Annotated in this window: 22 protein-coding genes, 3 tRNA genes, 1 pseudogene and 1 riboswitch; of the genes and pseudogenes, 10 read left to right on the plus strand and 16 right to left on the minus strand. The window is 40.4% G+C overall.

The window, feature by feature from the left end:
- Window positions 1–42: 42 nt before the first annotated feature.
- The 3 genes and pseudogenes from HX021_RS02040 (at window position 43) to HX021_RS02050 (ending at window position 2,563) form a co-directional block, all read left to right on the plus strand.
- A complete protein-coding gene (locus HX021_RS02040; RefSeq protein WP_286587956.1) occupies window positions 43–234 on the plus strand; it encodes a hypothetical protein in 192 nt (63 codons plus the stop codon).
- A pseudogene (locus tag HX021_RS02045) lies at window positions 235–1,383 on the plus strand (DUF5690 family protein).
- A 25-nt stretch (window positions 1,384–1,408) separates the two neighbouring features.
- Window positions 1,409–2,563 carry a TIGR03364 family FAD-dependent oxidoreductase gene (locus tag HX021_RS02050; RefSeq protein ID WP_286587958.1) on the plus strand — a complete coding sequence of 385 codons (1,155 nt, stop codon included), beginning with the start codon at window positions 1,409–1,411 and terminating at the stop codon, window positions 2,561–2,563.
- Window positions 2,564–2,696: 133 nt separating this feature from the next.
- Here the strand turns inward: HX021_RS02050 and HX021_RS02055 are convergent, their stop codons facing one another.
- Genes HX021_RS02055 through thiS form a run of 7 tightly spaced genes read right to left on the minus strand, consistent with a single transcriptional unit; the run spans window position 2,697 to window position 8,575 of the window.
- Complete coding sequence (locus tag HX021_RS02055; protein WP_286587960.1) at window positions 2,697–3,407, minus strand: HesA/MoeB/ThiF family protein; 711 nt, start codon at window positions 3,405–3,407, stop codon at window positions 2,697–2,699.
- Window positions 3,408–3,411: 4 nt separating this feature from the next.
- Window positions 3,412–4,536 (minus strand): 2-iminoacetate synthase ThiH, encoded by a 1,125-nt coding sequence (gene thiH / locus HX021_RS02060; RefSeq protein ID WP_286587962.1) that lies wholly within the window; start codon window positions 4,534–4,536, stop codon window positions 3,412–3,414.
- A gap of 10 nt (window positions 4,537–4,546) precedes the next feature.
- On the minus strand, window positions 4,547–5,317 hold the full coding sequence (locus HX021_RS02065) for a thiazole synthase (protein ID WP_286587964.1): 771 nt from the start codon (window positions 5,315–5,317) through the stop codon (window positions 4,547–4,549).
- Window positions 5,314–5,946: a thiamine phosphate synthase gene (gene thiE, locus HX021_RS02070; protein WP_286587966.1), complete on the minus strand. Its 633-nt coding sequence runs from the start codon at window positions 5,944–5,946 to the stop codon at window positions 5,314–5,316. The genes HX021_RS02065 and thiE overlap by 4 nt, the downstream gene beginning before the upstream one ends.
- On the minus strand, window positions 5,868–6,509 hold the full coding sequence (locus tag HX021_RS02075) for a thiamine phosphate synthase (RefSeq protein WP_286587968.1): 642 nt from the start codon (window positions 6,507–6,509) through the stop codon (window positions 5,868–5,870). The genes thiE and HX021_RS02075 overlap by 79 nt, the downstream gene beginning before the upstream one ends.
- A complete protein-coding gene (gene thiC, locus HX021_RS02080) occupies window positions 6,506–8,320 on the minus strand; it encodes a phosphomethylpyrimidine synthase ThiC (RefSeq protein ID WP_286587970.1) in 1,815 nt (604 codons plus the stop codon). The genes HX021_RS02075 and thiC overlap by 4 nt, the downstream gene beginning before the upstream one ends.
- Before the next feature lie 48 nt (window positions 8,321–8,368).
- Entirely contained in the window at window positions 8,369–8,575 is a 207-nt protein-coding gene (gene thiS / locus HX021_RS02085; protein WP_286587971.1) for a sulfur carrier protein ThiS, read from the minus strand.
- 62 nt (window positions 8,576–8,637) lie between these two features.
- A riboswitch (TPP riboswitch) is annotated at window positions 8,638–8,733 on the minus strand.
- Between the two features lie 224 nt (window positions 8,734–8,957).
- On the opposite strand from thiS, the gene HX021_RS02090 reads away from it, so the two are divergent.
- Window positions 8,958–11,600, plus strand: a complete 2,643-nt coding sequence (locus HX021_RS02090; protein WP_286587973.1) for an alpha-L-rhamnosidase — start codon at window positions 8,958–8,960, stop codon at window positions 11,598–11,600.
- A gap of 236 nt (window positions 11,601–11,836) precedes the next feature.
- On the opposite strand, the gene HX021_RS02095 is transcribed toward HX021_RS02090, so the two are convergent.
- Window positions 11,837–12,565, minus strand: coding sequence for a DUF72 domain-containing protein (locus HX021_RS02095; RefSeq protein ID WP_286587974.1), 729 nt, complete (start codon window positions 12,563–12,565; stop codon window positions 11,837–11,839).
- 270 nt (window positions 12,566–12,835) lie between these two features.
- Here HX021_RS02095 and HX021_RS02100 point away from each other — a divergent pair, with 270 nt between their 5' ends.
- The 4 genes from HX021_RS02100 (at window position 12,836) to HX021_RS02115 (ending at window position 17,577) form a co-directional block, all read left to right on the plus strand.
- The gene (locus tag HX021_RS02100) at window positions 12,836–13,312 is read left to right on the plus strand and encodes an RNA polymerase sigma factor (RefSeq protein ID WP_286587976.1); all 477 of its coding nucleotides are present in this window, start codon (window positions 12,836–12,838) and stop codon (window positions 13,310–13,312) included.
- Window positions 13,313–13,940: 628 nt separating this feature from the next.
- The gene (locus HX021_RS02105; RefSeq protein WP_286587978.1) at window positions 13,941–15,761 is read left to right on the plus strand and encodes a serine hydrolase domain-containing protein; all 1,821 of its coding nucleotides are present in this window, start codon (window positions 13,941–13,943) and stop codon (window positions 15,759–15,761) included.
- A gap of 100 nt (window positions 15,762–15,861) precedes the next feature.
- The gene (locus HX021_RS02110) at window positions 15,862–16,284 is read left to right on the plus strand and encodes a hypothetical protein (protein ID WP_286587979.1); all 423 of its coding nucleotides are present in this window, start codon (window positions 15,862–15,864) and stop codon (window positions 16,282–16,284) included.
- Between the two features lie 312 nt (window positions 16,285–16,596).
- Window positions 16,597–17,577, plus strand: a complete 981-nt coding sequence (locus HX021_RS02115) for an AraC family transcriptional regulator (protein ID WP_286587982.1) — start codon at window positions 16,597–16,599, stop codon at window positions 17,575–17,577.
- A 48-nt stretch (window positions 17,578–17,625) separates the two neighbouring features.
- On the opposite strand, the gene HX021_RS02120 is transcribed toward HX021_RS02115, so the two are convergent.
- Together HX021_RS02120 and arr are read right to left on the minus strand one after the other, a co-directional pair.
- Window positions 17,626–18,441 (minus strand): retropepsin-like aspartic protease, encoded by an 816-nt coding sequence (locus tag HX021_RS02120; protein WP_286587984.1) that lies wholly within the window; start codon window positions 18,439–18,441, stop codon window positions 17,626–17,628.
- Window positions 18,442–18,617: 176 nt separating this feature from the next.
- On the minus strand, window positions 18,618–19,022 hold the full coding sequence (gene arr / locus HX021_RS21655; RefSeq protein ID WP_502958992.1) for an NAD(+)--rifampin ADP-ribosyltransferase: 405 nt from the start codon (window positions 19,020–19,022) through the stop codon (window positions 18,618–18,620).
- A gap of 766 nt (window positions 19,023–19,788) precedes the next feature.
- Between arr and HX021_RS02130 the strand changes: the two genes are divergently transcribed.
- Complete coding sequence (locus HX021_RS02130; protein ID WP_286587987.1) at window positions 19,789–20,841, plus strand: S41 family peptidase; 1,053 nt, start codon at window positions 19,789–19,791, stop codon at window positions 20,839–20,841.
- Between the two features lie 105 nt (window positions 20,842–20,946).
- On the opposite strand, the gene HX021_RS02135 is transcribed toward HX021_RS02130, so the two are convergent.
- The 6 genes from HX021_RS02135 to pfkA all read right to left on the minus strand — a co-directional run bounded on the left by HX021_RS02135 (window position 20,947) and on the right by pfkA (window position 24,258).
- A tRNA-Leu gene (locus tag HX021_RS02135) sits at window positions 20,947–21,031 on the minus strand.
- Window positions 21,032–21,036: 5 nt separating this feature from the next.
- A tRNA-Gly gene (locus tag HX021_RS02140) sits at window positions 21,037–21,109 on the minus strand.
- Window positions 21,110–21,156: 47 nt separating this feature from the next.
- Window positions 21,157–21,232: transfer RNA gene (locus HX021_RS02145), tRNA-Phe, on the minus strand.
- 176 nt (window positions 21,233–21,408) lie between these two features.
- Window positions 21,409–22,407 (minus strand): type I glyceraldehyde-3-phosphate dehydrogenase, encoded by a 999-nt coding sequence (gap, locus tag HX021_RS02150; protein ID WP_286587989.1) that lies wholly within the window; start codon window positions 22,405–22,407, stop codon window positions 21,409–21,411.
- 4 nt (window positions 22,408–22,411) lie between these two features.
- Complete coding sequence (locus HX021_RS02155; protein WP_286587990.1) at window positions 22,412–23,263, minus strand: hypothetical protein; 852 nt, start codon at window positions 23,261–23,263, stop codon at window positions 22,412–22,414.
- A 17-nt stretch (window positions 23,264–23,280) separates the two neighbouring features.
- Window positions 23,281–24,258 (minus strand): 6-phosphofructokinase, encoded by a 978-nt coding sequence (gene pfkA / locus HX021_RS02160; protein WP_502958993.1) that lies wholly within the window; start codon window positions 24,256–24,258, stop codon window positions 23,281–23,283.
- Between the two features lie 184 nt (window positions 24,259–24,442).
- Between pfkA and HX021_RS02165 the strand changes: the two genes are divergently transcribed.
- Complete coding sequence (locus HX021_RS02165; RefSeq protein WP_286587994.1) at window positions 24,443–25,114, plus strand: NUDIX hydrolase; 672 nt, start codon at window positions 24,443–24,445, stop codon at window positions 25,112–25,114.
- Window positions 25,115–25,116 lie beyond the last annotated feature (2 nt).

The following is a 25,116-nucleotide window of genomic DNA, read 5'->3' on the forward strand; positions in this document are numbered from 1 at the left end:
CTTTTGATTGCGGACAATGAGGTCTGTGAACAATTTTAAATCATGGAATTGAACCAGCGATTAAAAAGGTGGATTAAAGGATTAGATGAACGCTCTGTTGCCATTTTATTGGCTATTACAGCATTTTTATGTTATACAAGTATGTATTCATTCCGGAAATCATTTACAGCTTCGTCATTTGCGGATGAGTCTATTTGGGGAATAGACTATAAAGTGTGCATGGTCATCATCTAGATGCTTGGTTATTTGCTGTCCAAATTTTATGGGATTAAATTCATTTCAGAGTGTAAGCAACGGAATAGGGGGCGTTATTTGATTACGTTGATATGCATTTCCTGGGCAGGTCTGCTGGCATTTGCCTTCTGCCCAACACCTTGGAATGTTGTCTTTCTTTTTATCAATGGTTTTCCATTGGGCATGGTTTGGGGTTTGGTGTTTAGTTACCTGGAAGGGCGTCGGTTTACAGAGATCATGGGAGCAGTGATGTCTGTCAGTTTAATTTTTGCCTCTGGTTTCATCAAGACGGTAGGCCGGTGGTTGATGGCTACTTTCCAGGTCAACGAATTTTGGATGCCATTCTTTACAGGCATGCTCTTTTTCCTGCCGTTTGTTTTCTGTGTCTGGATTTTGGAGAATGCTCCCGATCCGACTGAGCGGGATAAGAGCCTGCGTACTGAACGGGTCACTATGGATGCCGGGATGCGGAAGCATTTTTTTTAAACATTTATGCCTGGCATATTAATAACGGTGGTCATCTATACGATGCTAACAATTTTACGTGATGTCCGGGATAATTTTGAAATTGAGATCTGGCAAATGCTCCACCTAAAGGGGGCCGGTATTTTTGCCAAAGTTGATGGTACAATTGCCCTGGTTGTGTTGCTGCTGATCAGCAGCTTAATTATGGTCAAAAACAACCTGAAAGCTTTTAAATGGATTCATTACCTGATTATTTTCGGCTTTTTGACTTCAGGAATATCGACCTATTTATTTACCTTACAGTGGATTAGTGGACTTACCTGGATGTTATTGGTGGGCTTAGGGCTCTACATGGCTTATATACCTTATAATGCCCTGTTTTTTGAACGTATGATTGCCACTTATCGCATGAAAAGCAACATCGGTTTTGTGATGTATATGGCTGATTCTGTTGGGTATCTAGGGAGCTTCCTGATTTTAATGAATAAAGAATTTTTGCCAAATTCAGTTACTTGGGGGAGCTATTTTATTCATTTGGTCTGCCTGGCCTCCATTATTGGGGCTATTTTGGCGATCTTTTCCCTTATTTATTTTGTACGCAAAAAAGAAGAGATGAAGAAGGGAAAAGAAAATGAAATGATGACACCCTGGCAAGCCTCCAATGGTGAAGTACAGATCAGTTAATTGGAAAACAGATAATATATAAAAAATGAAAACAGATAGATACGATTTAATTATTGTTGGCGGTGGAATCTTAGGAACTTTCCATGCGTATCATGCATTGAAAAAAGGCTTAAGTGTACTTCAGCTCGAAAAGGATAATTTTCCCTCGGGGTCTACCGTACGTAATTTTGGCCAGGTTGTACCGTCGGGTATGGCTGACGAATGGTTTACGTATGGCGTAAGGGGACTGGAAATATATCAATCCATTCAAAAAGAGATGGATCTTTCTGTCCGTAACAATGGCAGTATCTACATCGCTTCGGATGCGGATGAAGTACAGGTTATCCATGAATTATCTGCGCATTATCAAACGAAAGGATATGCGCATGAACTCTGGTCCAAAGAGCAGGTTTTGGCAAAATACCCAGCAATAAATGCCGACTATGTAAAGGAGGCCATTGTGTTTCATCAGGAACTCAGCGTTGAACCAGAAACCATGATCCAGCGCTTACATGTTTATATGCAAAGGGCATTTGACAACTATACCCTTAAGTATGATACCACGGTGATTGCATGTGAAGAAGGCAATGCTTCGGTGCACCTGACCACCAGCTGTTTGGAAGTCTTTGAAGCAACAAAAGTAGTGATCTGTAATGGTTATGAATTTAAGCTCCTATATCGCTCATTGTTTGATGATAGCGGGCTTGAGATTAGTAAATTGCAGATGATGCGTACCCAGCCTTTAGAGCAGATCTACCTGCCTGGAAATATACTGACTGGACTGACGATCCGCCGCTATGAAAGTTTTGAAGAATATTGTCCGTCCTTCCATACCATCCCTGTGCCAGAACGTTATAAAGAATTGCGTGAATATGGTATCCATATCCTGTTCAAACAAGCCACTGATGGAAGTATTATTATTGGAGATTCCCATGAATATGCGGCCGGTAATCGTCTGGACGATTTAGGTTTCTCCGTCAGTTCCCATATCAATGAACTTATGATTGCTGAGGCAAACCGGATCATTCCGATGAAAAGTCAATGGATTTCATCTTCTTGGGCAGGTTTTTATTCACAGCATAAAGATCATATCCTTGAAGTTGATATTAGTTCACGGATACATGTCCGTACGGGAGTTGGTGGTAAAGGAATGACGGCAAGTGCAGGCTATGCTGAAAAAAGCATTGAAAAACTGGTTTAAGCAGACCGTTCTGAGCTAGGATAGCTCCTTTTATTCATCCGCAAAAGCCCTTGAGTAATAAGAGGCTTTTGCAGGTGAATAAGTGATAGGGAACGGATAAAAAATGTTCAGGGCTCATTTCAGCAATCGCTGATTAGAAACAAATTTTTGTAAACCGCCACTGAAAGGTGTCCACTAAAGTCAATTGATTGCAGTCTACGGGCAATGCTATGGCTATTTTGAGCACCTGCATGGCCATCATACTTCCGATGATGCCTGGTAGTGGTCCGAGCACACCATTCTCGTCGCAGTTAGGGACCTGCTCCGGAAGGGGGGCGACAGGGAATAGGTGACGCAGATGTTTACTCCCTTGGTAATTGAATACGGCCATCTGACCTTCGAAGCGATAGATACTGCCATATACGAGTGGTTTGCCCAATTCGACACAAGTGTCATTCAGCAGATAACGCGTGTGAAAATTATCGCAGCAGTCCACGATAATATCAAACGGTGCAAGGATCTCCCTGGCATTACTTGCTTCAATTTTAACTTGTATTGGCTGAAAATCAATTGTACTGTTGTGTGCAGCCATGTAGTCAGCTGCGCTGGCTGTTTTTGCTGCATGGATATGTTTCATGCTGTGGATCACCTGCCTATTCAGATTATGTAGTTCCACCCGGTCGAAATCTGCCAAAGCAATCTGACCTATCCCCGCGGCAGCTAAATACTGCAATACTGGGCTACCCAAACCGCCAGCACCAACAATAAGGACTTTTGTCTGCATGACCTTACGTTGTCCGGAAACGCCTACCTCCTCAATAAAGATCTGTCTACTGTAGCGTTCGAAAACTGAATGTTCTTCCATCGGCCTAATATATAAATCCTGAATAACTGCTTTCCCAATCCTTCATAACAGGGTCGTAGCCCATTTGTTGGATCTGTTTTTTTATTGTTTCCATGCTCCTTTCATCGCTGACTTCAAACTGTTCCAGTGCCTGGGGGTCGACGACATACCCACCAGGATTTGTCTTGGAGGCGGCACTCATGGTGGTGACACCAATAGGGATAATGTGATCCCTAAAAGCTTCATTCTCCCTGGTGGAAATTGAGATCTCGAGGTTGTCGTTCCATAGCCGATAAGCACAGATTAATTGCAGCAGATGTTTGTCTGACAAATTGAAATTGGGGGCGACCGAGCCTTCGGCTGGCCTTAACCGGGGAAAAGAGATGGAATAGCGCGTTTGCCAATACTGCCTTTGCAAGTATGCAATATGTGCTGCGGTAAAAAAACTGTCAATACGCCAATCTTCCAGGCCCAATAATACCCCCAATCCAATTTTGTGGATGCCTGCCTGACCGATTCGGTCCGGTGTGTCCAGCCGATAGTCAAAGTTCGATTTTTTACCTTTGGGATGATATTGCTTATAGACTTCCCGGTGATAGGTTTCCTGATAAACCAAAATCGCATGGACCCCCGCCTGTTGAAGGAGCTCATATTCGTTCTGTTCAAGGGGTTGGACCTCAATGGATATCTGTGAAAAATGAGGTTTTAATAATGAAATTGCATTCAGAAAATAATTGATTTCCACGGTTTTGTTGGCTTCGCCACTGACCAATAGCACATGTTCAACTCCCATTGATTTGAGTGCCATAGCCTCGAGGAGCAATTCGGTATTGTTCAGTGTTTTTCTTTTGATCTTATTGTCCATGCTAAATCCGCAATAAGTACAGATATTCTGACATTCATTGCTCAGGTATAGTGGGGCGTAGAGCTGAATGGTTTTGCCGAACCGTCGCTGTGTGATTTCTTGCGCGCGGCTGGCCATCTGTTCTAGATATGCTGTTGCCGCAGGAGAGAGCAGCATCATAAAATCAGTAAGATCGAGTTTAGTTTTTCCCAGGACATATTGTACTTCCTGGTCCCTGGTACTGTAAATTTTCTTCTTTACCTGATCCCAGGAATACTGATCCAATAACGGTTTAAATGTTGTCATAATCGAAGTATCAATCAAATAAAAATGAAGTTAAGGGGCTTGAACTCACAGCCTGTGAACTTACGGTGCCTAAACCTGCTTCATAGGCTTTTCTCCCCGCGATGACGGCCTCTTTGAATGCCTCTGCCATGAGAACTGGTGTTTTGGAGACGGCAATAGCTGTGTTGACCAGTACGGCATCGGCACCGATTTCCATTGCTTTAGCTGCATCCGAAGGGGCACCAATGCCCGCGTCAACAACGACTGGGACATGACTTTGTTCAATAATAATTTCTAAAAAATCCAATGTCCGTAGCCCTTTATTGCTTCCGATGGGTGCACCGAGCGGCATGACGACCGCAGTCCCGGCATTTTCCAGTCGCTTACAGAGCACGGGGTCGGCATGGATGTAGGGCATGACCACAAAACCTAATTTGGCCAGGGACTCTGTAGCCCGTAAGGTCTCGATTGGATCAGGCAATAAGTAACGGGGATCAGGGTGGATCTCCAATTTTATCCAGTTTGTTTCTAAAGCTTCGCGCGCCAGTTGCGCTGCTAATACAGCTTCTTCGGCTGTCCTTGCGCCAGAAGTATTGGGAAGCAGGTCTATTTTGGTGGTGTCAAGTGCAGCAATTAGCTCGTCATGTGCGGTATCCTGCTGCACGCGTTTGAGCGCTACGGTGACCAGTTGGGAGGCTGAGGCCGTAATAGCACTGCCCATTTCCGCCAGGTTGCCGAATTTACCGGTACCCAGAAATAAACGGGATTCAAAACTCCTATTGGCTATGTGTAAGTTGGTCATTGTAAAATATTTTTAATGGATGAAATGATATGTGGTGTTTGGGTCACTAAACCCGATAATGCGACACCATAGACACCTGCCTGTACTAATCGTTGAATATCATCGAGACTGTCAATGCCCCCAATGGCAAAAATCGGTGTTGGGGGAAGTCCCTGAAGGTTGATCTTGTTTCTTATGTTTTTGTAGCCTTCGATACCCAGCAGGGGACTCAGTTTTTGCTTTGTATAGGTATGCTTGAATGGACCCAGACCAATATAATCACATCTTTCCCTGATTCTCTGTTGTACATCTTCAAACGTATTTGCGGTACCACCGATTATTTTACTGGGACCTAATAATGCCCTCGCTTTTGCGATGCTGCAATCTTCAAGACCTAAATGCACTCCGTCAACATCCAGGTCTTTCGCCAGGTGGACATGGTCATTGATGATACATTGGGCTCCATACTGATCACAGGCCTGTTTTACCTGTTGCGAAAGGCGGTGAAATTCTTTTTCGTCGGCTTGCTTCCACCGGATCTGAATCCACCTGGCTCCGTCATCCAAGGCTTTTAGGATATTGTTTTTTTGTTGGGCCAATGAATGTCCTTGTGAAATGTATTGTAGTTTTTCGAGAGTGTTTGCTTGCATTGTATAAAATTTTGTAAGGGATTGGCCTGCATCCACACGGCCCCCAGTAAAGCGATGCCATCCGCTCCAGCCTGCAACGGAAGTAGGCAGTTGTCATTTTTTATTCCACCTAGGCCGATTAAGCCTACATTAAAATTTGACCGTTGCTCCAGCTGCTCAAAAATTGCACTGTGCTGACCATAACCAGATTTGGAAATGCTTGGAAATAATGGGCTTAGTAAAGCGTATCTCCAGCTACTATTCAGTTTGTTAAACTGATCGATATGGTGTACCGAGGTGGAGAAAATGCATGAATTTATAGATGATTCGGCCAATCGGTTTTGTCTGTTGCACTCATTGAGATGGATACGGTAAATTTGAAGCTGTTCAGCTAAATGGGGGTGAGAATGCAGCACAAGTTTGTGCCGATATGTTGCATCAATGGAGGCGACATATCGGCACATCTGTGTATCTGTGAAATGATATTTTCGCAGGTGCAGGAGATCGAGCCCATGGTCAAAAAGCTGATGTATGGTCTGTAATTCTGCTGGAAGCTCTTCCTCTGCTGTCAATGCGATGATCATAGATAGATTTCTTTTCCCTGTGCAATAAATTCTTTTGATTTTTCCTGCATACCTTGTGCTGCACTGTCCCTGATTTCCTGGGTAATCTTCATGGAGCAGAATTTGGGGCCGCACATGGAGCAAAAATGTGCGACTTTCGCTGCATCGGCGGGGAGGGTCTCATCATGGTACTCACGTGCAGTATCAGGGTCCAAGGAAAGATTAAACTGATCTTCCCAACGAAATTCGAACCTGGCTTTGCTCAGGGCATTATCCCGATACTGTGCCCCTGGATGACCTTTGGCTAGATCAGCAGCATGTGCTGCCAACTTATAGGTGATCACCCCATCCTTAACATCTTTTTTATTCGGCAGTCCAAGGTGTTCTTTTGGTGTAACATAGCAAAGCATGGCACAGCCATACCAACCGATCATCGCGGCTCCAATTGCTGAGGTAATATGGTCATAACCCGGAGCTATATCGGTGGTCAATGGACCAAGCGTGTAAAACGGGGCTTCGTCACAGCATTCCAACTGTTTTTCCATATTTTCTTTGATGAGTTGCATTGGCACATGCCCTGGGCCCTCTATCATCACCTGAACATCGTGCATCCAGGCGATTTTAGTCAATTCACCCAAGGTTTCCAATTCGGCAAATTGTGCCGCATCATTTGCATCAGCGATAGCCCCAGGGCGTAATCCATCACCAAGGGAAAAAGCAACATCATACTGTTTCATGATCTGGCAGATCTCCTCAAAATGAGTATAAAGGAAATTTTCCTGATGGTGGAATAGACACCACTTTGCCATGATCGAGCCGCCGCGGGATACAATGCCTGTTACTCTGCTTGCGGTTAAATGAATATAACGCAGTAGGACACCGGCATGGATCGTGAAATAAGATACACCCTGTTCTGCTTGTTCAATCAATGTATCCCTAAAGATATCCCAGGTGAGATCTTCGGCAACACCTTTTACTTTTTCAAGTGCCTGGTAGATTGGAACAGTACCAATTGGAACCGGTGAGTTGCGGATAATCCATTCGCGGGTTTCATGGATATTTTTTCCAGTAGATAGATCCATGATGGTATCGGCACCCCAACGGCAGGCCCAAACTGCTTTTTCTACCTCTTCTTCGATGCTGGAGCTGACCGCGCTATTCCCGATGTTGGCATTGATTTTTACCAAAAAATTACGGCCAATGATCATGGGTTCACTTTCGGGGTGATTGATATTGTTTGGAATAATTGCTCTACCGGCAGCGATTTCTTCGCGAACAAACTCTGGGGTAATGTATTTTCCAGCAGGTCTGGCGCCAAAGTTCTCTCCAGGATGCTGGTGATCCATACCGGGGGTACTGTTTGCAAGCTGCTCTATACGCTGGTTTTCACGAATGGCCACATACTCCATTTCGGCGGTGATGATGCCCTTTTTTGCATAATGTAATTGGGTTACGTTTCTGCCGGATAAGGCTACTTTAGGCCGGTGGCTATAAGCAAAGCGGAGCTCATCCAATGTTTTGTCCGCCAAACGCTGCTGCCCGTAGTCCGAACTGATTGTGTCCAGTTCCATCACATCGTTGCGGTCCTTGATCCACTGATCACGCAGACGGGGGAGCCCCTTGCGAATATCTATTTCCTGTGTCCCATCAGTATATGGACCAGATGTATCATAAATGGTGATGGCAGGGTTGATCTCTACCTGTCCATTACTCAACTTGGTGGGACTTAAAGTGATCTGGCGCATCGCTACTTGGATGGGAAAGCGTTTTCCAGGGACAAAAACTTTTTTTGAGTTTGGAAAAGGTGTTTGTGTGATTTGTGCTGATGTCATGTCTTTGTGGTTTTAAGAAATATCAATTAGGATTTTTTTAAGTTAGATTTATCCACCCTGAGTAGCCGTAATGAGGAGAATATGATCATGAGGTTTTAACAGGGTTGAGATCCAGAGCTCTTTTGGAACAACTTGGTTATTGATGGCCACAGCAATGCCCTGTGTTTTTCCAGACAATTCAAGCAGTATTAGCTGTTCCAATGAGGTGGGGGCGGGATCGAAAAATCGAATTTGATGATTGATAGTAAGTTCCATTCCTATATTTTTTTTGAGTAAAAACTTTAGGAATGGCCACCATAAAGTACTGAAATGTACCTTGTAGACATCTTACTTTTCCCTACGCCAGTATGACCCGGATCAGGTTCTAAGGGTAAAATCTCAGCCTGCAGATGCAGACACCCCTAAAGTTGGGACTAATATAGGGCTATTTTGTTGAAAATTACAACATATAGTGGACAATTTTTAATTATACTGGGGCAGGACAGTGCAGTTTAATATGTTGAAAATAATTAATATATTCGTTTTTGAACCAACTAAAACAATTTAACACCTTTTGTACTCCATGGGATACGCTTTGATCTAGTTCAGTCAGACTTGTTGCTTGGTTATACAAAAATGATAACAATTATACCTTAACATGCATAAAATTTTAGTGATGGCCATCGTGTGTATGAGCAGTATTGTCTATGCACAAAGATCTAAGGAGGAGGGGATGCCTGTACAATTGGCATGTGAACACCTGGTAAATCCGTTGGGGGTGGATCAGCCAAAGCCACGATTAAGCTGGAAATTGGATGACATACGCATGGGTGCCAAGCAGTCTGCCTATCAATTATTTGTTGATAGCGATTCGCTCCTTTTGGCGCAGGGGCATAGCGGAAGTTGGGACAGTGGAAAACAGCTTAGCCCGGCCATGCTTGTTTTTTATGGTGGCCGGAATTTAAAACCGCAGAGCAAATACTTTTGGAGAGTCAGGACCTGGGACAAGGATGGGATTGCTCATACCTCTTCCATTGCATCATTTGAAACCGGGATGTTGGGAATGGATCTTTGGAAAGGAAAATGGATCGGGGACAAGGACGATATCCATGAAAAGAGAGCGCCTTATTTCAGAAGATCATTCCGTACAAATAAGCCCATCAGATCGGCACGGGTCTATATTGCCGCTGCCGGCCTCTATGAACTTTCGGTCAATGGGAAGAAAATAGGCGATCATCGGTTGGATCCGATGTATACCCGCTTTGATAAACGTACACTTTATGTGGTTGAAGATGTTACACATGAGCTCCAGTCGGGAGCGAATGTCATGGGTGTTATTTTAGGGAATGGCTGGTATAACCATCAGCCTTTGGCAGTATGGGATTTTGATAAAGCACCTTGGCGAAACCGGCCAACTTTCTGCTTAGATCTACGGATAATCTATACCGATGGGAGTGAGGAAACGATTGCCTCAGATGATCGATGGAAGACTTCTTTTGGTCCCTTGTTATATAACAACTTGTATACGGGAGAACATTATGATGCGCGATTGGAAATACCTGGCTGGGATACACCTCGCTTTGCTGGTTCGGGATGGCATAAGGTCCAATATAGAACGCCACCTTCATCCAATATGGTCTCCCAGCTGATGGCCCCGATTCGTTTGGTTAGATCCTATGAACCCCGGTCAGTGCAAAAAATCGATGCGAAAACCTATGTATTTGATATGGGGCAAAACATGGCAGGTATCACCAAGCTGCGGGTGAAAGGGAAGGAAGGAACGGTGCTTCATATCAAGCACGGCGAAAGGTTATATCCTGACGGAAGGCTGGATCAGTCCAATATTGATGTTTATTACCGTGGCGATAAGGAACTTGAGCCTTTTCAGACTGATATCTTGATCCTGAGTGGTAAGAAAGAAGACGAATTTATGTCCAAATTCAGTTATAAGGGATTTCGGTATGTGGAGATAAACAGCAATGAACCCATCCAGTTGGATAAATCGATGATAACAGCCTACTTCATGCACAGTGATGTACGCTCGATAGGGCAGCTGAAAACATCTTCCAGGTTGATCAATAGTCTTTGGGAGGCGACCAATAATGCGTATCTATCCAATTTGATGGGCTATCCAACAGATTGTCCACAGCGAGAAAAGAATGGTTGGACAGGGGATGGACACCTGGCCATTGAGACCGCTTTTTACAATTTTGATGGAATCACAGTCTATGAAAAATGGCTAGCTGACCATCGGGACGAGCAGCAGGAAAACGGTGTGCTGCCCGATATTATTCCAACAGGAGGATGGGGGTATGGTACTGCAAATGGACTGGACTGGACCAGCACCATTGCCATTATTCCTTGGGAGACCTATCTCTTCTATGGCGATTCAAAAATGCTGGCAGACTGTTATGACCATATCAAACGGTATGTAGATTATGTGGATAGCATCAGTCCTACAGGACTGACGACTTTTGGACGGGGTGATTGGGTTCCTGTCAAGTCCCAGTCCAATCTGGAGCTTACCTCATCTGTTTATTTTTATGTCGATGCTAAAATTTTGGCCTCTGCAGCTGAAATGTTCGGAAAGCAGGAGGATCATCGGAAATACCAAGCGCTCAGCAGGAAGATTAAAGATGCGATCAACGGTAAATTTTTGGATGTTGCTCAAGGGATCTACAGTAAAGGGACACAGACGGAACTGAGTGTACCCTTGTTTTGGGGAGTGGTACCTGAAGAAGTACGGGGTAAAGTCGCTGCAAATCTGAACAGCAAGGTAGAAGAGACAAATTTTCATCTGGATGTCGGTGTTTTGGGAGCAAAGGCCTTATTGAATGCATTGAAAGATAACGGTTATGGAGAAACAGCATATCGAGTTGCTGTCCAGGATACTTATCCCTCCTGGGGCTGGTGGATTGTCAATGGAGCGACAACATTACTTGAAAATTGGGATCTAAAGGCGACAAGAGACATCTCGGATAATCATATGATGTTTGGAGAGATCGGCGGCTGGTTTTTTAAATCCATAGGGGGTATCCTACCCGATCCAGAACAGCCCGGTTTTAAACACGTATTATTAAAACCCATATTCCCTGCGGGGCTACAGCAGTCGTCAGTGACTTATGAATCTCCATACGGTCAGATATCGTCCCGTTGGAAAGTCCAAAACAAGAAGATTATTTATGATATTGAAATACCTGCAAATGCCACTGCAACATTTTATCCACCAAAAAATATTAAGAACAAGGATCACATACCGCTAGAAGCAGGAAAACATAGCTTGGAGCTGGAATTTAAATAGCTCCTTCAATTTGTAAAAAATAAAAGTATTCAGGTTCCTGTTTTGATCATTACGGGAAAGAAGGATTATGCCATTGGTGTTGACCATTACAGGTCATTTCAATTTCCAAATCAGCGCATCGTCCAGATCGATGGTGGGCATGTTTTATATTACGAACTAAATAACGCATTTCTCGAAGCGGTATTCTCCTTTATCAAGCGATAGCTCCATTTTTTAGAAAAGATGTTGTCAAAAAGCTATTTCAAAAGGTCCTGTAAGAGCTGTGCATTTTGTGTAGCATATGCATTTTGATCATTATCAAAGTAAACGTAGATGGCCTTACCTTCATTCTGCCAAGCGGCACACCGGTTTGCCCAACGAACAAGATGCTCTGTGCGATAACTTCCTTCATATTTATCGCCTGGACCGTGCAGACGTACATAGACAAAATCTGCTGTAACTTCAAGCGGACTTTGATAACCGGCAAGATCATAGATACAAAAGGCACAATTATACTGCTTCAAGAGTTCGTAAATAGCGGGGACATGCCAACTATGATCGCGAAACTCAAATGTAAATTGATGGTTTTTGGGTAAATTTTTTAAAAAGTTGTGTAGTCGTGTGATGTTAATTTTCCATTTTGGAGGTAATTGAAATAAAATAGGCCCTAACTTGTCTTTTAAATAATTTGCATGCTGCATAAATTCGTCCAGGATATCTTTGCTGACATCAAGCTTTTTCTGATGCGTGATAAAACGGCTGGCTTTTACGGCAAAAATGAAATGATCAGGAACCTGATTGTACCATTTTTCAAAAGTATGGATGGCAGGTAGTCTATAAAATGAATTGTTGATCTCCACCGTCGAAAAAGTCCTGATAAAGAAATGCAATTGGTCGGCGTCCTTTAAACCATTAGGATAAAAAATACCTTTCCAATGTTTGTAATGCCAGCCCGATGTGCCTATATAAATATTATCTTTTTTCATGTTGTCACCGCTAATTGTTCAAATAATACCCCGATTCAAATCTCATAAAACAGCATTATTAATCCGTTGAATTGAAGAGAACTTACGGAAGAAGAATACCTTTTTCGTTGGACAATAGTCAGATTACAAAAGTTTTAATTGTCAGTTTTTATACGTGAAGAGGCGAATGTAAATATGTATGGCAAAGGCTTTGGGACCACATCGTTTGATCGATATAAAAAAATGATTTAATCTGTAACATTTTGTAGTTTCCGGTATTTATGCATTGTAATGGAATTTGAATATTTATATAAAAAATACTCGAGCAAGATATTCAGGGTCTGCCTGGGCTATTTCAATGATGTTGAAAAGGCGAAGGATGTGATGCAGGATACTTTTATTACAGTCTTCACAAACTTGGACGAGATTAAACATCGCGAAAATATTGCAGGATGGATATACCGAATTGCCAGTAATAAATGCCTTAGACAGATCGAAAATGAAAAGAAAGAAGCATTGGTCAAAGGTTATGGATTTGAACAGGGGGAGGAAGTGGAGTCTTATCTGGTGGAGAAAAATTTTATTAAGCTCCATCAATGTATTGCTGAACTTCCCAATTTGGATAGGCTCATCATAGGTTTTTTCTTAGAAGACGTAAAACAGGAAAAAATTGCTGAAGTATTGGGATTGAGCTATTCCAATGTAAGGGTAAGGATCTATCGGATAAAAGAAGTGTTATCAAAAAAAATAAAAGAAGATGAACAATGATATAACAGCCTTAAAGAAGGCCTGGCAATCCATTGAGACGGATCCAGAAAGCGACCTTAGGGAATTTCATCAAACGCTGTTACACTGGAGGAGAAGAAAAAAAAGAACAGTGTTTTTTTGGTCAATTGCAGTAATCTTATTCTCGATTATCTGTTTTGGATACGTCATTTATACCGATCAATTGAACAGCGTTTCTAAAAGTATTTCGGAGATAATTTTACTCTTGATATCTATTTATTTATTCACTTATTCCTGGCAAAGGATCAACAGTGAACGAAAGGAGTATGTATCAAGTAGTATCGATTTTATGGAAACGTTGCCACGCATCCATAGCCAGCGGAATCGCCGGGAACTGATTATATACTGTACCAGTACAAGCCTTTTTCTAATTGCTATATTCCTATACTGTTTCGATTTTATCGAGCATTCATCGTATCTAATCGGATTTGCATTAGCAGCATTAATGATCTTAATCTTCACCATTTGGGTAATAGTTAAACCGTGGTTTTGGAGGCGATTGAAAATAAAGAATCAAGTGCTGTCAGCTAAAATAACCAAAATATTAAAGTATAGTTAAGCATCGTTAAGGTCATCGACAATTATCAGCCAAATTAAAATCTCATAGTACATGGCCAAACTCGTTTTGATTGTTTTGAAATGTTGTTTTTTCGTTCTATACTTTTCACTTCCATTATTTGTGATTGGACAGTCCATACAGAACGATATAACTGTTCTTCTCAAAGAGCAAAAATTAGCGGGTGCTGTATATTCGATCGTGAAGAACGGCCAAATTTCATGCTACAGCTCCGGGTTGAGAAATATGGAAACAGGTGACCGCATGCATAAAGATGACCAGGTACATGTAGGTTCCATCGCCAAGACTTTCCTTGCTATGGGGATTTTGCGATTGGCAACTGAAAGCCGGCTCCGATTGGACGATCCTGTCAAAAAATATTTGAAGAATCTACCCATGATTAATCCTTGGGAAAGTGTTCAGCCCGTTACAATCAGGCATTTACTCAATCATACATCGGGTTTGTCTGATATACGGCTGTGGCACTTCTTTAATACAGAAGTTACAGCTCAAAGTCCTTTAGCAGAATTTTATAAAAGAAATCCTGATGTATTGGATATCCATGTTAAACCAGGAATATTGTTCTCCTATTCTAATATGGGATACACTTTATTGGGCATGCTGATTGAGGCTATAGTAGGGGAACCTTACGAAAATTATCTGGATAGGAACCTCCTTCAACCTATGGGGTTAAACAATAGTACATTCCATTTTACTGCTCAATATGAACATAAGCAATTGGCAATGGGGCACTTTGATAGTGGAGGGCTTGCTTTCGCAATGCCAATCTACGTACGTCCTGCGGGTCAATTTACGACCACGGCACAGGATATGGCTATTTTTCTGGAATTGATCCTGAATGGGGGGATGTTAGATGGTAAAGAATTTATACGAAAGGAGTTCATCGATCAAATGGGCGTTCCAGACCAGACGATAGCTCTAAAAAAGGGGCTTAACATAGGGTATGCTTTTGGAACTTTATCCCGAGACCGATATGGCGTGGTTGGACTAGCACATTCAGGAAATACGGTTGGCTTTCGGGCCATGTATTACCTTTTTCCAAAAGAGAAGAAAGGATTCTTTATAGCACATAATATGGATAGTGAAACTGCAGATTATGACCTGTTTAATCAGGTCATAATTGATCATTTAGGCTTGAAGATGCCTGTTCCCGCTCATTCCAGGCCACAGAAACTTTTTATTCAAGATCCCCAATGGGATGGTTATTATGTACCTGTCCTGACAAGGATTGAACCCATGGAGCTTATCGACATGATCAGCTCCTATACTCGGGTGTCATCTATGAAAAATGGGTTATTTGTCAAACCATTTCAAAAAAAAGGAACCTTGCTGACAACGCAAGATGGAGCACTTTTTTATGTCCGAAACAGGATAGGGGCCTCGCATTTATTCTATAAGGACAAACAGGGAGAATCATATCTTACTACAGGGATTATGACCTTAAAAAAAGTGAATGGTTGGAAAATCTTCGCTCTGACGATAAGTGTATTATTGGGGATTTTGGCATATGCGATTCTACTGTTTATTTTCCTGTATAAGGTCCTTCAAAAAAGAGCTGATCATTTTAAATCACCAGCGGCATTCAGTTCCGTTACGTTTTTACTATTTGTACTATCAGTGGTTATTATGGCGATGGGCGATGTAACGCGGATAGGAAATAAATCTTTTCCGACAATACTTTTATATTGTTCAACATGTTTACTTCCTCTCGGAAACTTTCTTGCATTGAGCCAGTGTTTAACAGCTCCGAAGATAAGCCTAAAGGGCTTTGATCTTTGTCTTGTTGTCCTGGTCGCTCAATTTTTGATCCTGTTATGGAATTATGGCCTGATACCTTTTGTGATATGGAAATAATGGCTTCTAATCACTATAAAAGAGGTTCCAACTTATAAGGCGGCACTTTTTTAGGCCATGGGATAGTTAGTTTTACGGATATAAACAAAATAAAAATAAGATGAAAAAAACGAGTTTAAAAATCAGGAGGTATTGTGCAATGATGATCTTTGCCTTAGTATTTTTTGTTGGTTGCAGCAAGGATAAAGACGATACACCCAATTCTGGAAACGGCTCTATTGACGTTGCAACAGGTACGTTTAAAGGTACTATACGAATAGGTACTACCAACCATTTTAATGCGATACTGACTGTTAGTAAAGTTGATAATAAACAGTTAAAAATCGTTGCGAAATCAGGAGAGCCTTATTCAGGTGTGACGACCAAAACAATTCAGGTCAAAGCAGACGTGCCTGGGCTGGTTGACGGTCATGATGATCAAGGTTATTTTGCTTATGAAATTGAAAAGAAGAAGCTGACGGTATTGACCAAACAGACCAGTGCGTCAGATATCGACTATGGCTTTGAGGGAATTAAACAATAATTTTTTCGGTGTTTTCAAAAAGAATTTGATTATGTATTCGTTTACAGATCAAATTCTTTTTTAGGTGATCTGAAAAAATCATACCGGGCAATAGATAAAAAATAAATCGGTTCAAATGAAGCATAAATACCTATGAGTTCAGCATGGAATTTTATTTATATTTTCGGCATTTCTATAGCATTGTTTCTTTTCTTGTTGATACTCAGTAAACGGCAAAAAAGTGCTGCTGACAAGATTTTAACAGTTTGGTTTTTTTTTGCCTTTTTTGATTTAATCTTAATCGGTTTGTATGGTTCTGGTCAAATACAAAAAATGCCTAAGCTGTTTGGCTGGGAACTGCCTTTTCCCTATATGCACGGACCTTTTTTGTATCTGTATATTGTTTTTGTAAGTGGCCAACAAAGATATACCTGGCGTTATTTAATACATTTCATTCCTGCAATTGCTGTGGCTTTCGCTTTAGCTCTGTCTTTGCCTACCGCAGTTGTGGAGCATAATGGACTGTACCATTTGGCGGTTGAGTACGATCTGTTATTTACCCTCATGGAAACTGGTTTTGTATTATCGGGATTAATCTATATTACTTTATCCCTATTTCTTTTGTACCGGCACAAACGTAATATTGTGAGGCAATTTTCAAATACTGAAAAAATCAACCTGGACTGGATGCGGTATCTAATTTGGGGAATGGGAGCGATTTGGTTGGCGATCATATTTGCCCGGATACCTGCCGTGATGTTTCCAGTAATCACCTTATTTATTTTTTTTATTGGATATTTTGGCATTCGTCAGGTAGGGGTTTTCACTAACGCGCCAATTTCTCATGAAGTTCTGCTACCAGATACCATTAATAGGTATACAGACTGGGGGGAAACTCAAAATTCAGCAATCAAAGTTGAAAAGATTAAATATGAGAAAACTCGAATTGAAGATCCTGAGCTGAATAGAATCCATGCGGAACTCAGGATATTGATGGAAAATCAAAAGTGTTTCAATGACCCGGATTTGACATTGGGAGATCTGGCAAAGCTACTTGCTATTCCACCCAGTTCGCTTTCCCAGGTTATCAACTCAAAAGAAGGTAAAAATTTTTACGACTATATCAATTCGTTTCGGGTGGAGACCTTTAAACAATTGGTGTTAAAACCCGAAAATCGGCAATACAATATGGTATCGCTGGCCTTTGAGTGTGGTTTTAGCTCTAAGACGAGTTTTTATCGGAATTTTAAAAAAGTCACAGATATGTCTCCGCGTGATTTTTTGAAATTGCATAAAATTATAGCTGATGGTTGAAACATGAAAAAATAAGGTATGCTACAGGAAATAACTGAGATCATTGACCTAATCCAATATATAGATCTTCTTTTCTTTTAAATTGAAACCAAGCTTTTTACCCAGCCAGTTGATACTAGTCTTTCCTTCATAGATCAAGCCTTCAACAAAAGAGACTTGTGGATTTTCAACTTTTGCAAAAGAATTGGATATAGATTCAATATGTCCTTTATAATATTTGGTCTTTATTTCGGGATTAAATTCGCTCACTTTTTCCGTTATTTCCAGTTTGGATTGATCCAATCCTAGGATAGTTACAAATCGATCACTAAACCAAAATGAATCATCGCCAGCACCAGAGTCTAACAGGATGTTAATCCTGTACTTATTATTCAAATATATATAAGTGGAGATATCAAGTGATTGATCTGCGTTTGTAGTCAGCTGTATCGGAATAATTTTGTCACTTTTTAATTTCTCTTCCGGAAAAATAAGTTGCTGTTTGCTGTAGTCTATGATAAATTCTATATCATAAAGCATTGGAAGAGATATTAATCCATTAATACCTGCTAATTTCATATCGAATGTTGAATAAGGAATATCCTTGAACTCTTTACCATTGAAAAGTATCGTTGAAGACCGGTAAAGAGGTGCCGTAATTTTTTCCCCTGTTGCACGGAATGCGGTGAGAAAATTATAGCTTTCCGTTTTTTTAAACTCTTTGGCAAAATCATCAAAAAAAAGATTGATGCCCCCACCTGTGTCGAAGATAAAATTTCCTTTCTTTCCGTCGATTTGAGCTTCAACAACAAGATGCCCTGATGGTAATAAGCGTAATGGAAGGTTTTGGGCCAAGGAGGTAAGGGGCAGTGTGATTATTGCCATTAGCCCTAAATAAAATTGTCTGGTTAATACTATTTTAAACATGTTCGATTGATTTTAGGTTTTAAGATTAAATGGTTTAATTTTGTTCAGGAGTTGCAGTTCATAATCTAAAGTTAAGTATATGCTTGTGCTTATGATGTTGTTGGTTCGTTGTTATCTGTCTATGGCTTATTAAATTAGTTGATGATTTTTCCTTTGTTGTTCGCTAATTTTTCACGAAATTTTTGAATTTCTTCGGGAGTTTGTCTAACCCAATCTGCTAGCTCACCAACGATTTTTAAAGGGTGTTTACTACGATAGGAACGTGTTGGGTTTCCAGGAAATTTCTTGTCTGTAACATTGGGATCATTTTCAAAACTTCCTGTCGGTTCAACCACGTAAACACGAGGCGTTCCATTTCCTTTTGCCAGCTCTGCCGCAAGTCCTGCACCGTTAACTAATGCGGTGAAATAAATGTGGTTCATTTTAAGCTCTGGCTTGTAATTAGAGTTTCCACCTGCTGTCAGTAAATCGCCAACCCCCAAGTCTGCTTTCGTACCATGATAAAAAGTACTCTTATGGGAAGGATTTTCTTTGCACAAAATTGCTAATTCAGCATTCTCTTTTGATTTTGCAGTGTTACCTAAATCTTCATAGCATTTGCCAATGTTTTTATAAAGGGCGGGGAGAGCACTTTTAGCGACATCATCATTTATTTTTAAAGCATACTCCAGAGAAGTTTCAAGCCATCTTAATTTGTCGGAAACCGTCTTTTGATGCCGGGCTACATAATGAGCTGCAAGAAATTTTTCATAATCATTAGTAGCCTCGTTCCAGCCTTGTTGAAATAGCTTGCTGGCTTCTTCGCAATTGCCTTTTTCTTCCATCTCCATACCTTGAAGGCAGCGTTTAACAATAGTGTTGAATGGTGAAAATTCCATGTTCCAATTATTTTGACCTTTAATAGTTAAACATCTCTTTGTTCGTTTTCCTGATCTACCATTTCCTTTATAGTTTATCTCTTCGTTGGTCAGTTGCTTCAAATAGTCCTATTTTAACAATGAGAACCAAGTTAATAATCTATAAAGATACAGCTTAAAATGTAATCATTGGACGTCAAGTAAAACCCTTTTATAAATTTTATTTTAATAGGATTTTAAAATATCCGTTCTTCAAGTTTTAAATGAGATTAAATGTCCAAAATTTTGGAACTTTAAAAAAGTTGTATAAATTGAATTCAACTATATTTGATTTCCTTTAGGTAATAATTGCTAGATAATTCATGTGCCTTTTTTAGTACAATAACAATATTCCATCATAATGCGTATTCCATAATTGAATATCCTATTTCTTTTCCTATTTTTTTCGTTGCTTCAATTACCTGTGGAGGCACAGCAATCAGACATCCGCTCATTGGTTGTTTCTTTTTTAGATACTGTAGAAAATAATTCCTACATGAGCAATACCGTGAACTGGGATTCCCTACGGGCAGCACTATTAGAAAAAACAAAAAATATAAGTGAATCAAGTAAATTAAAACCCTTATTCGAAAAGGTTATAAAAGGTTTGGGAGACAGGCATTCATCAGTATTCTTTGATGAACAGGTTCTTGGGAACGAATCGGAGTCAAATCTGTTTGAGAAGCTTACCAAAATTACGGACAAAGAAGCGGGGCTGCCAGCAAAAGCCTATTCAAGTCGTCTTTTGGAAGGAAATTACGGTTACATTAAACTTCCTGATGTTTTTTATGAACAAAGGAAATACGTGGATACTATAAAACAGCAAATTCAGCTGTTGGATCGATTGAACCCTAAGGCTTGGATAATTGATTTAACCGAGAATAGTGCTGGTGGAAGTGTGTTTCCGATGATTTGGCATCTTGCCAATTTAATCGATACTGATTACACTTATTCCAATATAGATAATAAAGGTAAGGAAGAAAGGGTTCAGACAAAACAAAATAATCTTTCAAAAAAGGAACAGGAAATAGCCAAATTATTAGATCTCCAATACGAACAAAATCCAGCCATTGCAATCAGGAATAATCGTATTCCGATTATTGTGCTTACAAGTGGCTTAACGGTGAGTGCTTCGGAATTCTTGGTTGCCCATTTTAAGGGGCAGAAGAACGTGCGAATTGTCGGTCAGACTACCGCAGGAAATACCTCGGCAAACTACCCCTATATCATTGGGAAAAACTTCCAAGTAAATTTAACCGTTGGAGTCATCAAAGATCGGACAGGCAAGATATATAAAATCAAAGAAGGCATAAAACCCGATATTCCCTTAGCGATTGATCTCGCCCAACAATTAAACCTTACAGAAATCAAAACAACAAACGAATGGCTGTTGGCCGTAAAAAAAGCTAAACCATTATACCTAAAGAAAGCCATAGAGGTTATAAAATCTGAAAAATTTTGATGTTTCAGCTATTGGGATGATTACTGAAAAAAACGAGCGAATCGGAGAGGGAGCGTAGAATTGACCATAAACAAGAAAAGCTCATCTAATGATGAGCTTTTCTTGTACCTAGGGCGGGAATCGAACCCGCACTCCCTTAACGGGAACAGGATTTTAAGTCCTGCGTGTCTACCAGTTCCACCACCTAGGCAGGTGAGCGAAAAACGAGATTCGAACTCGCGACCCCAACCTTGGCAAGGTTGTGCTCTACCAACTGAGCTATTTTCGCATAGGAATTATTTTTCAATGTATCCAGAATCTTGCATTCTGTGATTTTGGTGGTGCCAGCTGGATTCGAACCAGCGACACAAGGATTTTCAGTCCTTTGCTCTACCAACTGAGCTATGGCACCTTTTCAATGCAGCTGTTTGCTTTATTGATGCTGCAAATATAGACGCTTTAATTGAAATTACGAAAGGTACGGGTGGTTTTTTTTATATTGGAGCTTCAACATATTGATTCCTAATAGGAAAAAATAAAGGGCCATTCAGATTGAATAGCCCTTTATGATTACTTTGATCAGTATGTTTATGATAATTTACCAACTTCTAATACCAAATCAACGATTTTATTTGAATAACCCCACTCGTTGTCATACCAAGATACAACTTTAACGAAGTTCTCATTCAATGAAATACCAGCTTTGGCATCGAAGATTGATGTACGTGCATCACCTAAGAAGTCTGTTGAAACAACTTCATCTTCTGTGTAGCCCAAGATACCTTTCAACTCACCTTCAGAAGCTTCTTTCATGGCTGCTTTGATGTCTTCGTAAGAAGCACCTTTGTTTAAACGTACGGTTAAGTCAACCACAGAAACGTCAGCCGTAGGAACACGTAATGACATACCAGTCAATTTGCCTTTCAACTCAGGAAGTACCAAGCCTACAGCTTTAGCAGCACCTGTAGAAGAAGGAATGATGTTTTGGTATGCACCACGGCCACCTCTCCAGTCTTTTACTGAAGGACCATCCACTGTTTTTTGTGTAGCAGTTACCGCATGTACAGTTGTCATCAAACCTTCAACGATACCAAATTTATCATTCAATACTTTAGCGATAGGAGCCAAACAGTTTGTTGTACAAGATGCATTTGAAACAATGTTTTGATCCGCTTTCAATTCTTTGTGGTTAACACCCATAACGAAAGTCGGCGTATCATCTTTTGCTGGAGCAGACATAACTACTTTTTTTGCACCTGCATCAATGTGTTTTTGAGCCAACTCTTGTGTTAAGAAGAAACCTGTAGATTCGATGATTACTTCAGCACCTACTTCATTCCATTTCAAGTTTGCGGGATCTTTTTCAGCAGTTACACGGATTGTTTTTCCATTGACAACCAAGTTACCATCTTTTACTTCTACAGTACCATCAAATTTACCATGTGTTGAATCGTATTTCAACATATAGGCCATATAATCTGGCTCAACTAAGTCATTGATACCAACAATTTCAATTTCTGGACGATTGATAGCAGCTCTGAATGCTAAACGACCAATACGGCCAAATCCATTAATTCCGATTTTCATATTCTTAATTTTTATTGATATAATATTTAATTAAATTATGTATCGGCTCCTTTACAACGGTGCCAATACCGATATTAAATTCTTCTGTTGCAACTTCCCGGAGTATATTTTCATAATTAAAGGCAACCGAACCTGTAAAATTGACATCGCTGTCAGGATATTCTTTCATTAAAGGTTTAATATAGGTCTTAATGAAGGTCCGCAATCCATTTTTGATCAACTGATTGATAAAGAGATGATCTTTATTCTCTAAAACAAAATCAGTGAAAGAATTTAAAAAGTTTGTGGGTTGGGGGGCAATATAAACCTTTTCTAGGATCATCTTTTTGTCCAACGTAAACTCCTTCTCCAGTTTGTCCCGCAAATCAACCGGCAGGGTATCTGTCATATAATGCTTGAGCAATTGCTGGCTGTTCCAGTTTGTCGCACCTTCATCGGCCAAGATATAACCCAAGCCATAGTTATTCTCTATGATTTTCTTTCCTGTATAATAAGCCGCATTGGACCCACTCCCTATGATACCGATAATCCCTTTCTCATCACCAAATGTGCAAATGGCTGAAGCGATGACATCATGATCGACTTTTACACGGGCATTGATAAAAAAACGCTCGAGAACGTTTTTGATTTTATCTTTGCGTTCCTTTGATGAAGATCCGGCACCAAAAAAATAAATGCGGCGTATCTTCTCAGCGTTATTGATCAGGTTGGTGTTTCTATTTAAATGCTGTAGTATGGAGCGCTCATCTTGTAGATAAGGATTTATTCCATTCATGCGGAAGCCGGTTGTTATTCTGCCTTTATCAGCTAACCTCCAGTCTGAGAACCGGGATCCACTATATACTACTGCTATCATAGTTTGCTCTATTTTAATTATAAAATCTCAGCCATTTCCAATAGATCAGGACTAAGTTTGATTTCCTTATTGCTGATTGCCTCTTCAATTGGAGTTGTTTTGATTTCATTGCCACGGAGACCAACGGTAATCCGTGTGTTTCCAGCCAAAATTTCATTGACTGCAGCAAAACCCAATCTACTGGCAAGTACGCGGTCAAAACTCGTCGGAGCCCCACCTCGTTGTAAATGCCCTAATATACTAACTTTCGTGTCGTAATGATCAAACTTTTCTTTTACTTTTTTTGCGACGTAATAAGCCCCACCATTTTGGTCACCTTCTGCAACAATGACGATAGAGGAGGATTTCTTTTTAATGGCGCCATCTTCCAAATGACGGATTAGATCATCAATTGCGGTTTCTTTTTCTGGCAATAAAATAGCCTCAGCACCACCGGCGATACCCGCATTCAAGGCAATGCATCCGGAATCTCTGCCCATCACTTCAACAAAGAAAAGACGTTCGTGAGAGGCTGCAGTATCCCTAATTTTGTCAATAGCTTCAATTACCGTATTGTTAGCGGTATCATAACCAATGGTATAATCTGATCCGTATAAGTCATTATCAATTGTACCAGGAATACCAACGATGGGGATTTGAAACTCCTTGGAAAAGAAGTTAGCACCGGTAAATGTACCATCACCACCGATCACAACCAAAGCATCTATTTCAGCATCCTGTAGATTTTTATATGCCAATTGACGGCCTTCAGCTGTTTTGAATTCAAGACAACGCGCCGTTTTTAATATGGTACCTCCACGTTGGATAATGTTACTCACAGAACGGGTGTCCATTTCCTTAAAATTACCATCAATCAAACCTTGATACCCTTGATAGATTCCTGTTACCTGAAGACCCTTGTGTAGGGCCGTGCGGACTACTGCACGGATACAAGCGTTCATGCCGGGGGCATCACCGCCAGATGTTAATACGCCTATTTTTTTAATTTCTTTTATCACACTCTATATTTTAGGTTTTACGAATATAAGATTTTTATAGTGTATATTCTACACTTTGAATAAATTTTTCATTATTTTTTTGCGCATCACGTTTAGGAAGCGTATAATTGTTACAGATAACCCGATGATTAGTAGCCGATAAATTTAGCTCAGGATTTGCACATAAATAAATTTAGAAGTTTTGTATAGTAATTTTACCGTAGACTGTGTCATATTAGGCTTTCATGAAGGAGAATTAAAGATTCTTTTGGCTGAAAGAAATGAATATCCTTTTAAGGATTGGTGGGCATTGCCAGGCTTCTTCGTGGATAATGACGAAGAAATGGAAGATGCTGTAAAACGAATTCTGTATGAAAATACAGGTTTGAAGGATGTATTTATGGATCAACTCCATTCTTTTGCAGGATTGAAAAGGCATCCCAAAGGTCGGATATTAACGGTAGCCTATTATGCCCTGATTCAATTGGACCATACCAAATTAAAAACCAAACCTGTTACAAATTACATGAAACAGGCTAAATGGTTTCCTGTAAGAAATGTCCCGGAACTGGCATTTGACCATAAGCAAATTTTGGATTTATGCTTAGAAAGATTACAAAGGCGATTGGCTTATAAACCGATTGCATTTGAGTTGCTTCCTGAAAAATTTACACTGACACAGTTGCAATTAGTGTATGAAAGTATTTTAAATAAAACCCTCGATAAACGTAATTTTAGAAAGAAAATGCAAAATTATGGCTTCTTAAAAGAACTGGACGAAGTACAGACCGGTGTCGCTTATCGTGCAGCAAGATTGTATAAATTGGACAAAAGGAAATTCCAAAAACATTTTCAAAATACTGTAGCATTTTAGCA

The organism is Sphingobacterium sp. N143, from assembly GCF_030325625.1.
In the GTDB taxonomy this organism is placed as follows: domain Bacteria; phylum Bacteroidota; class Bacteroidia; order Sphingobacteriales; family Sphingobacteriaceae; genus Sphingobacterium.

Excerpts from the sequence above, each read along its gene's own strand:
- thiC (WP_286587970.1), bottom strand. The coding sequence starts at position 8,320 with ATGACATCAGCACAAATCACACAAACACCTTTTCCAAACTCAAAAAAA.
- thiE (WP_286587966.1), bottom strand. The coding sequence starts at position 5,946 with ATGCAAGCAAACACTCTCGAAAAACTACAATACATTTCACAAGGACAT.
- HX021_RS02055 (WP_286587960.1), bottom strand. The coding sequence starts at position 3,407 with ATGGAAGAACATTCAGTTTTCGAACGCTACAGTAGACAGATCTTTATT.
- thiS (WP_286587971.1), bottom strand. The coding sequence starts at position 8,575 with ATGGAACTTACTATCAATCATCAAATTCGATTTTTCGATCCCGCCCCC.
- HX021_RS02110 (WP_286587979.1), top strand. The coding sequence starts at position 15,862 with ATGAAAAAAACGAGTTTAAAAATCAGGAGGTATTGTGCAATGATGATC.
- HX021_RS02120 (WP_286587984.1), bottom strand. The coding sequence starts at position 18,441 with ATGGCAATAATCACACTGCCCCTTACCTCCTTGGCCCAAAACCTTCCA.
- gap (WP_286587989.1), bottom strand. The coding sequence starts at position 22,407 with ATGAAAATCGGAATTAATGGATTTGGCCGTATTGGTCGTTTAGCATTC.
- HX021_RS02065 (WP_286587964.1), bottom strand. The coding sequence starts at position 5,317 with ATGACCAACTTACACATAGCCAATAGGAGTTTTGAATCCCGTTTATTT.
- HX021_RS02050 (WP_286587958.1), top strand. The coding sequence starts at position 1,409 with ATGAAAACAGATAGATACGATTTAATTATTGTTGGCGGTGGAATCTTA.
- HX021_RS02115 (WP_286587982.1), top strand. The coding sequence starts at position 16,597 with ATGCCTAAGCTGTTTGGCTGGGAACTGCCTTTTCCCTATATGCACGGA.
- HX021_RS02075 (WP_286587968.1), bottom strand. The coding sequence starts at position 6,509 with ATGATCATCGCATTGACAGCAGAGGAAGAGCTTCCAGCAGAATTACAG.
- HX021_RS02105 (WP_286587978.1), top strand. The coding sequence starts at position 13,941 with ATGGCCAAACTCGTTTTGATTGTTTTGAAATGTTGTTTTTTCGTTCTA.
- HX021_RS02040 (WP_286587956.1), top strand. The coding sequence starts at position 43 with ATGGAATTGAACCAGCGATTAAAAAGGTGGATTAAAGGATTAGATGAA.
- HX021_RS02155 (WP_286587990.1), bottom strand. The coding sequence starts at position 23,263 with ATGATAGCAGTAGTATATAGTGGATCCCGGTTCTCAGACTGGAGGTTA.
- thiH (WP_286587962.1), bottom strand. The coding sequence starts at position 4,536 with ATGACAACATTTAAACCGTTATTGGATCAGTATTCCTGGGATCAGGTA.
- HX021_RS02095 (WP_286587974.1), bottom strand. The coding sequence starts at position 12,565 with ATGAAAAAAGATAATATTTATATAGGCACATCGGGCTGGCATTACAAA.
- HX021_RS02100 (WP_286587976.1), top strand. The coding sequence starts at position 12,836 with ATGGAATTTGAATATTTATATAAAAAATACTCGAGCAAGATATTCAGG.
- HX021_RS02090 (WP_286587973.1), top strand. The coding sequence starts at position 8,958 with ATGCATAAAATTTTAGTGATGGCCATCGTGTGTATGAGCAGTATTGTC.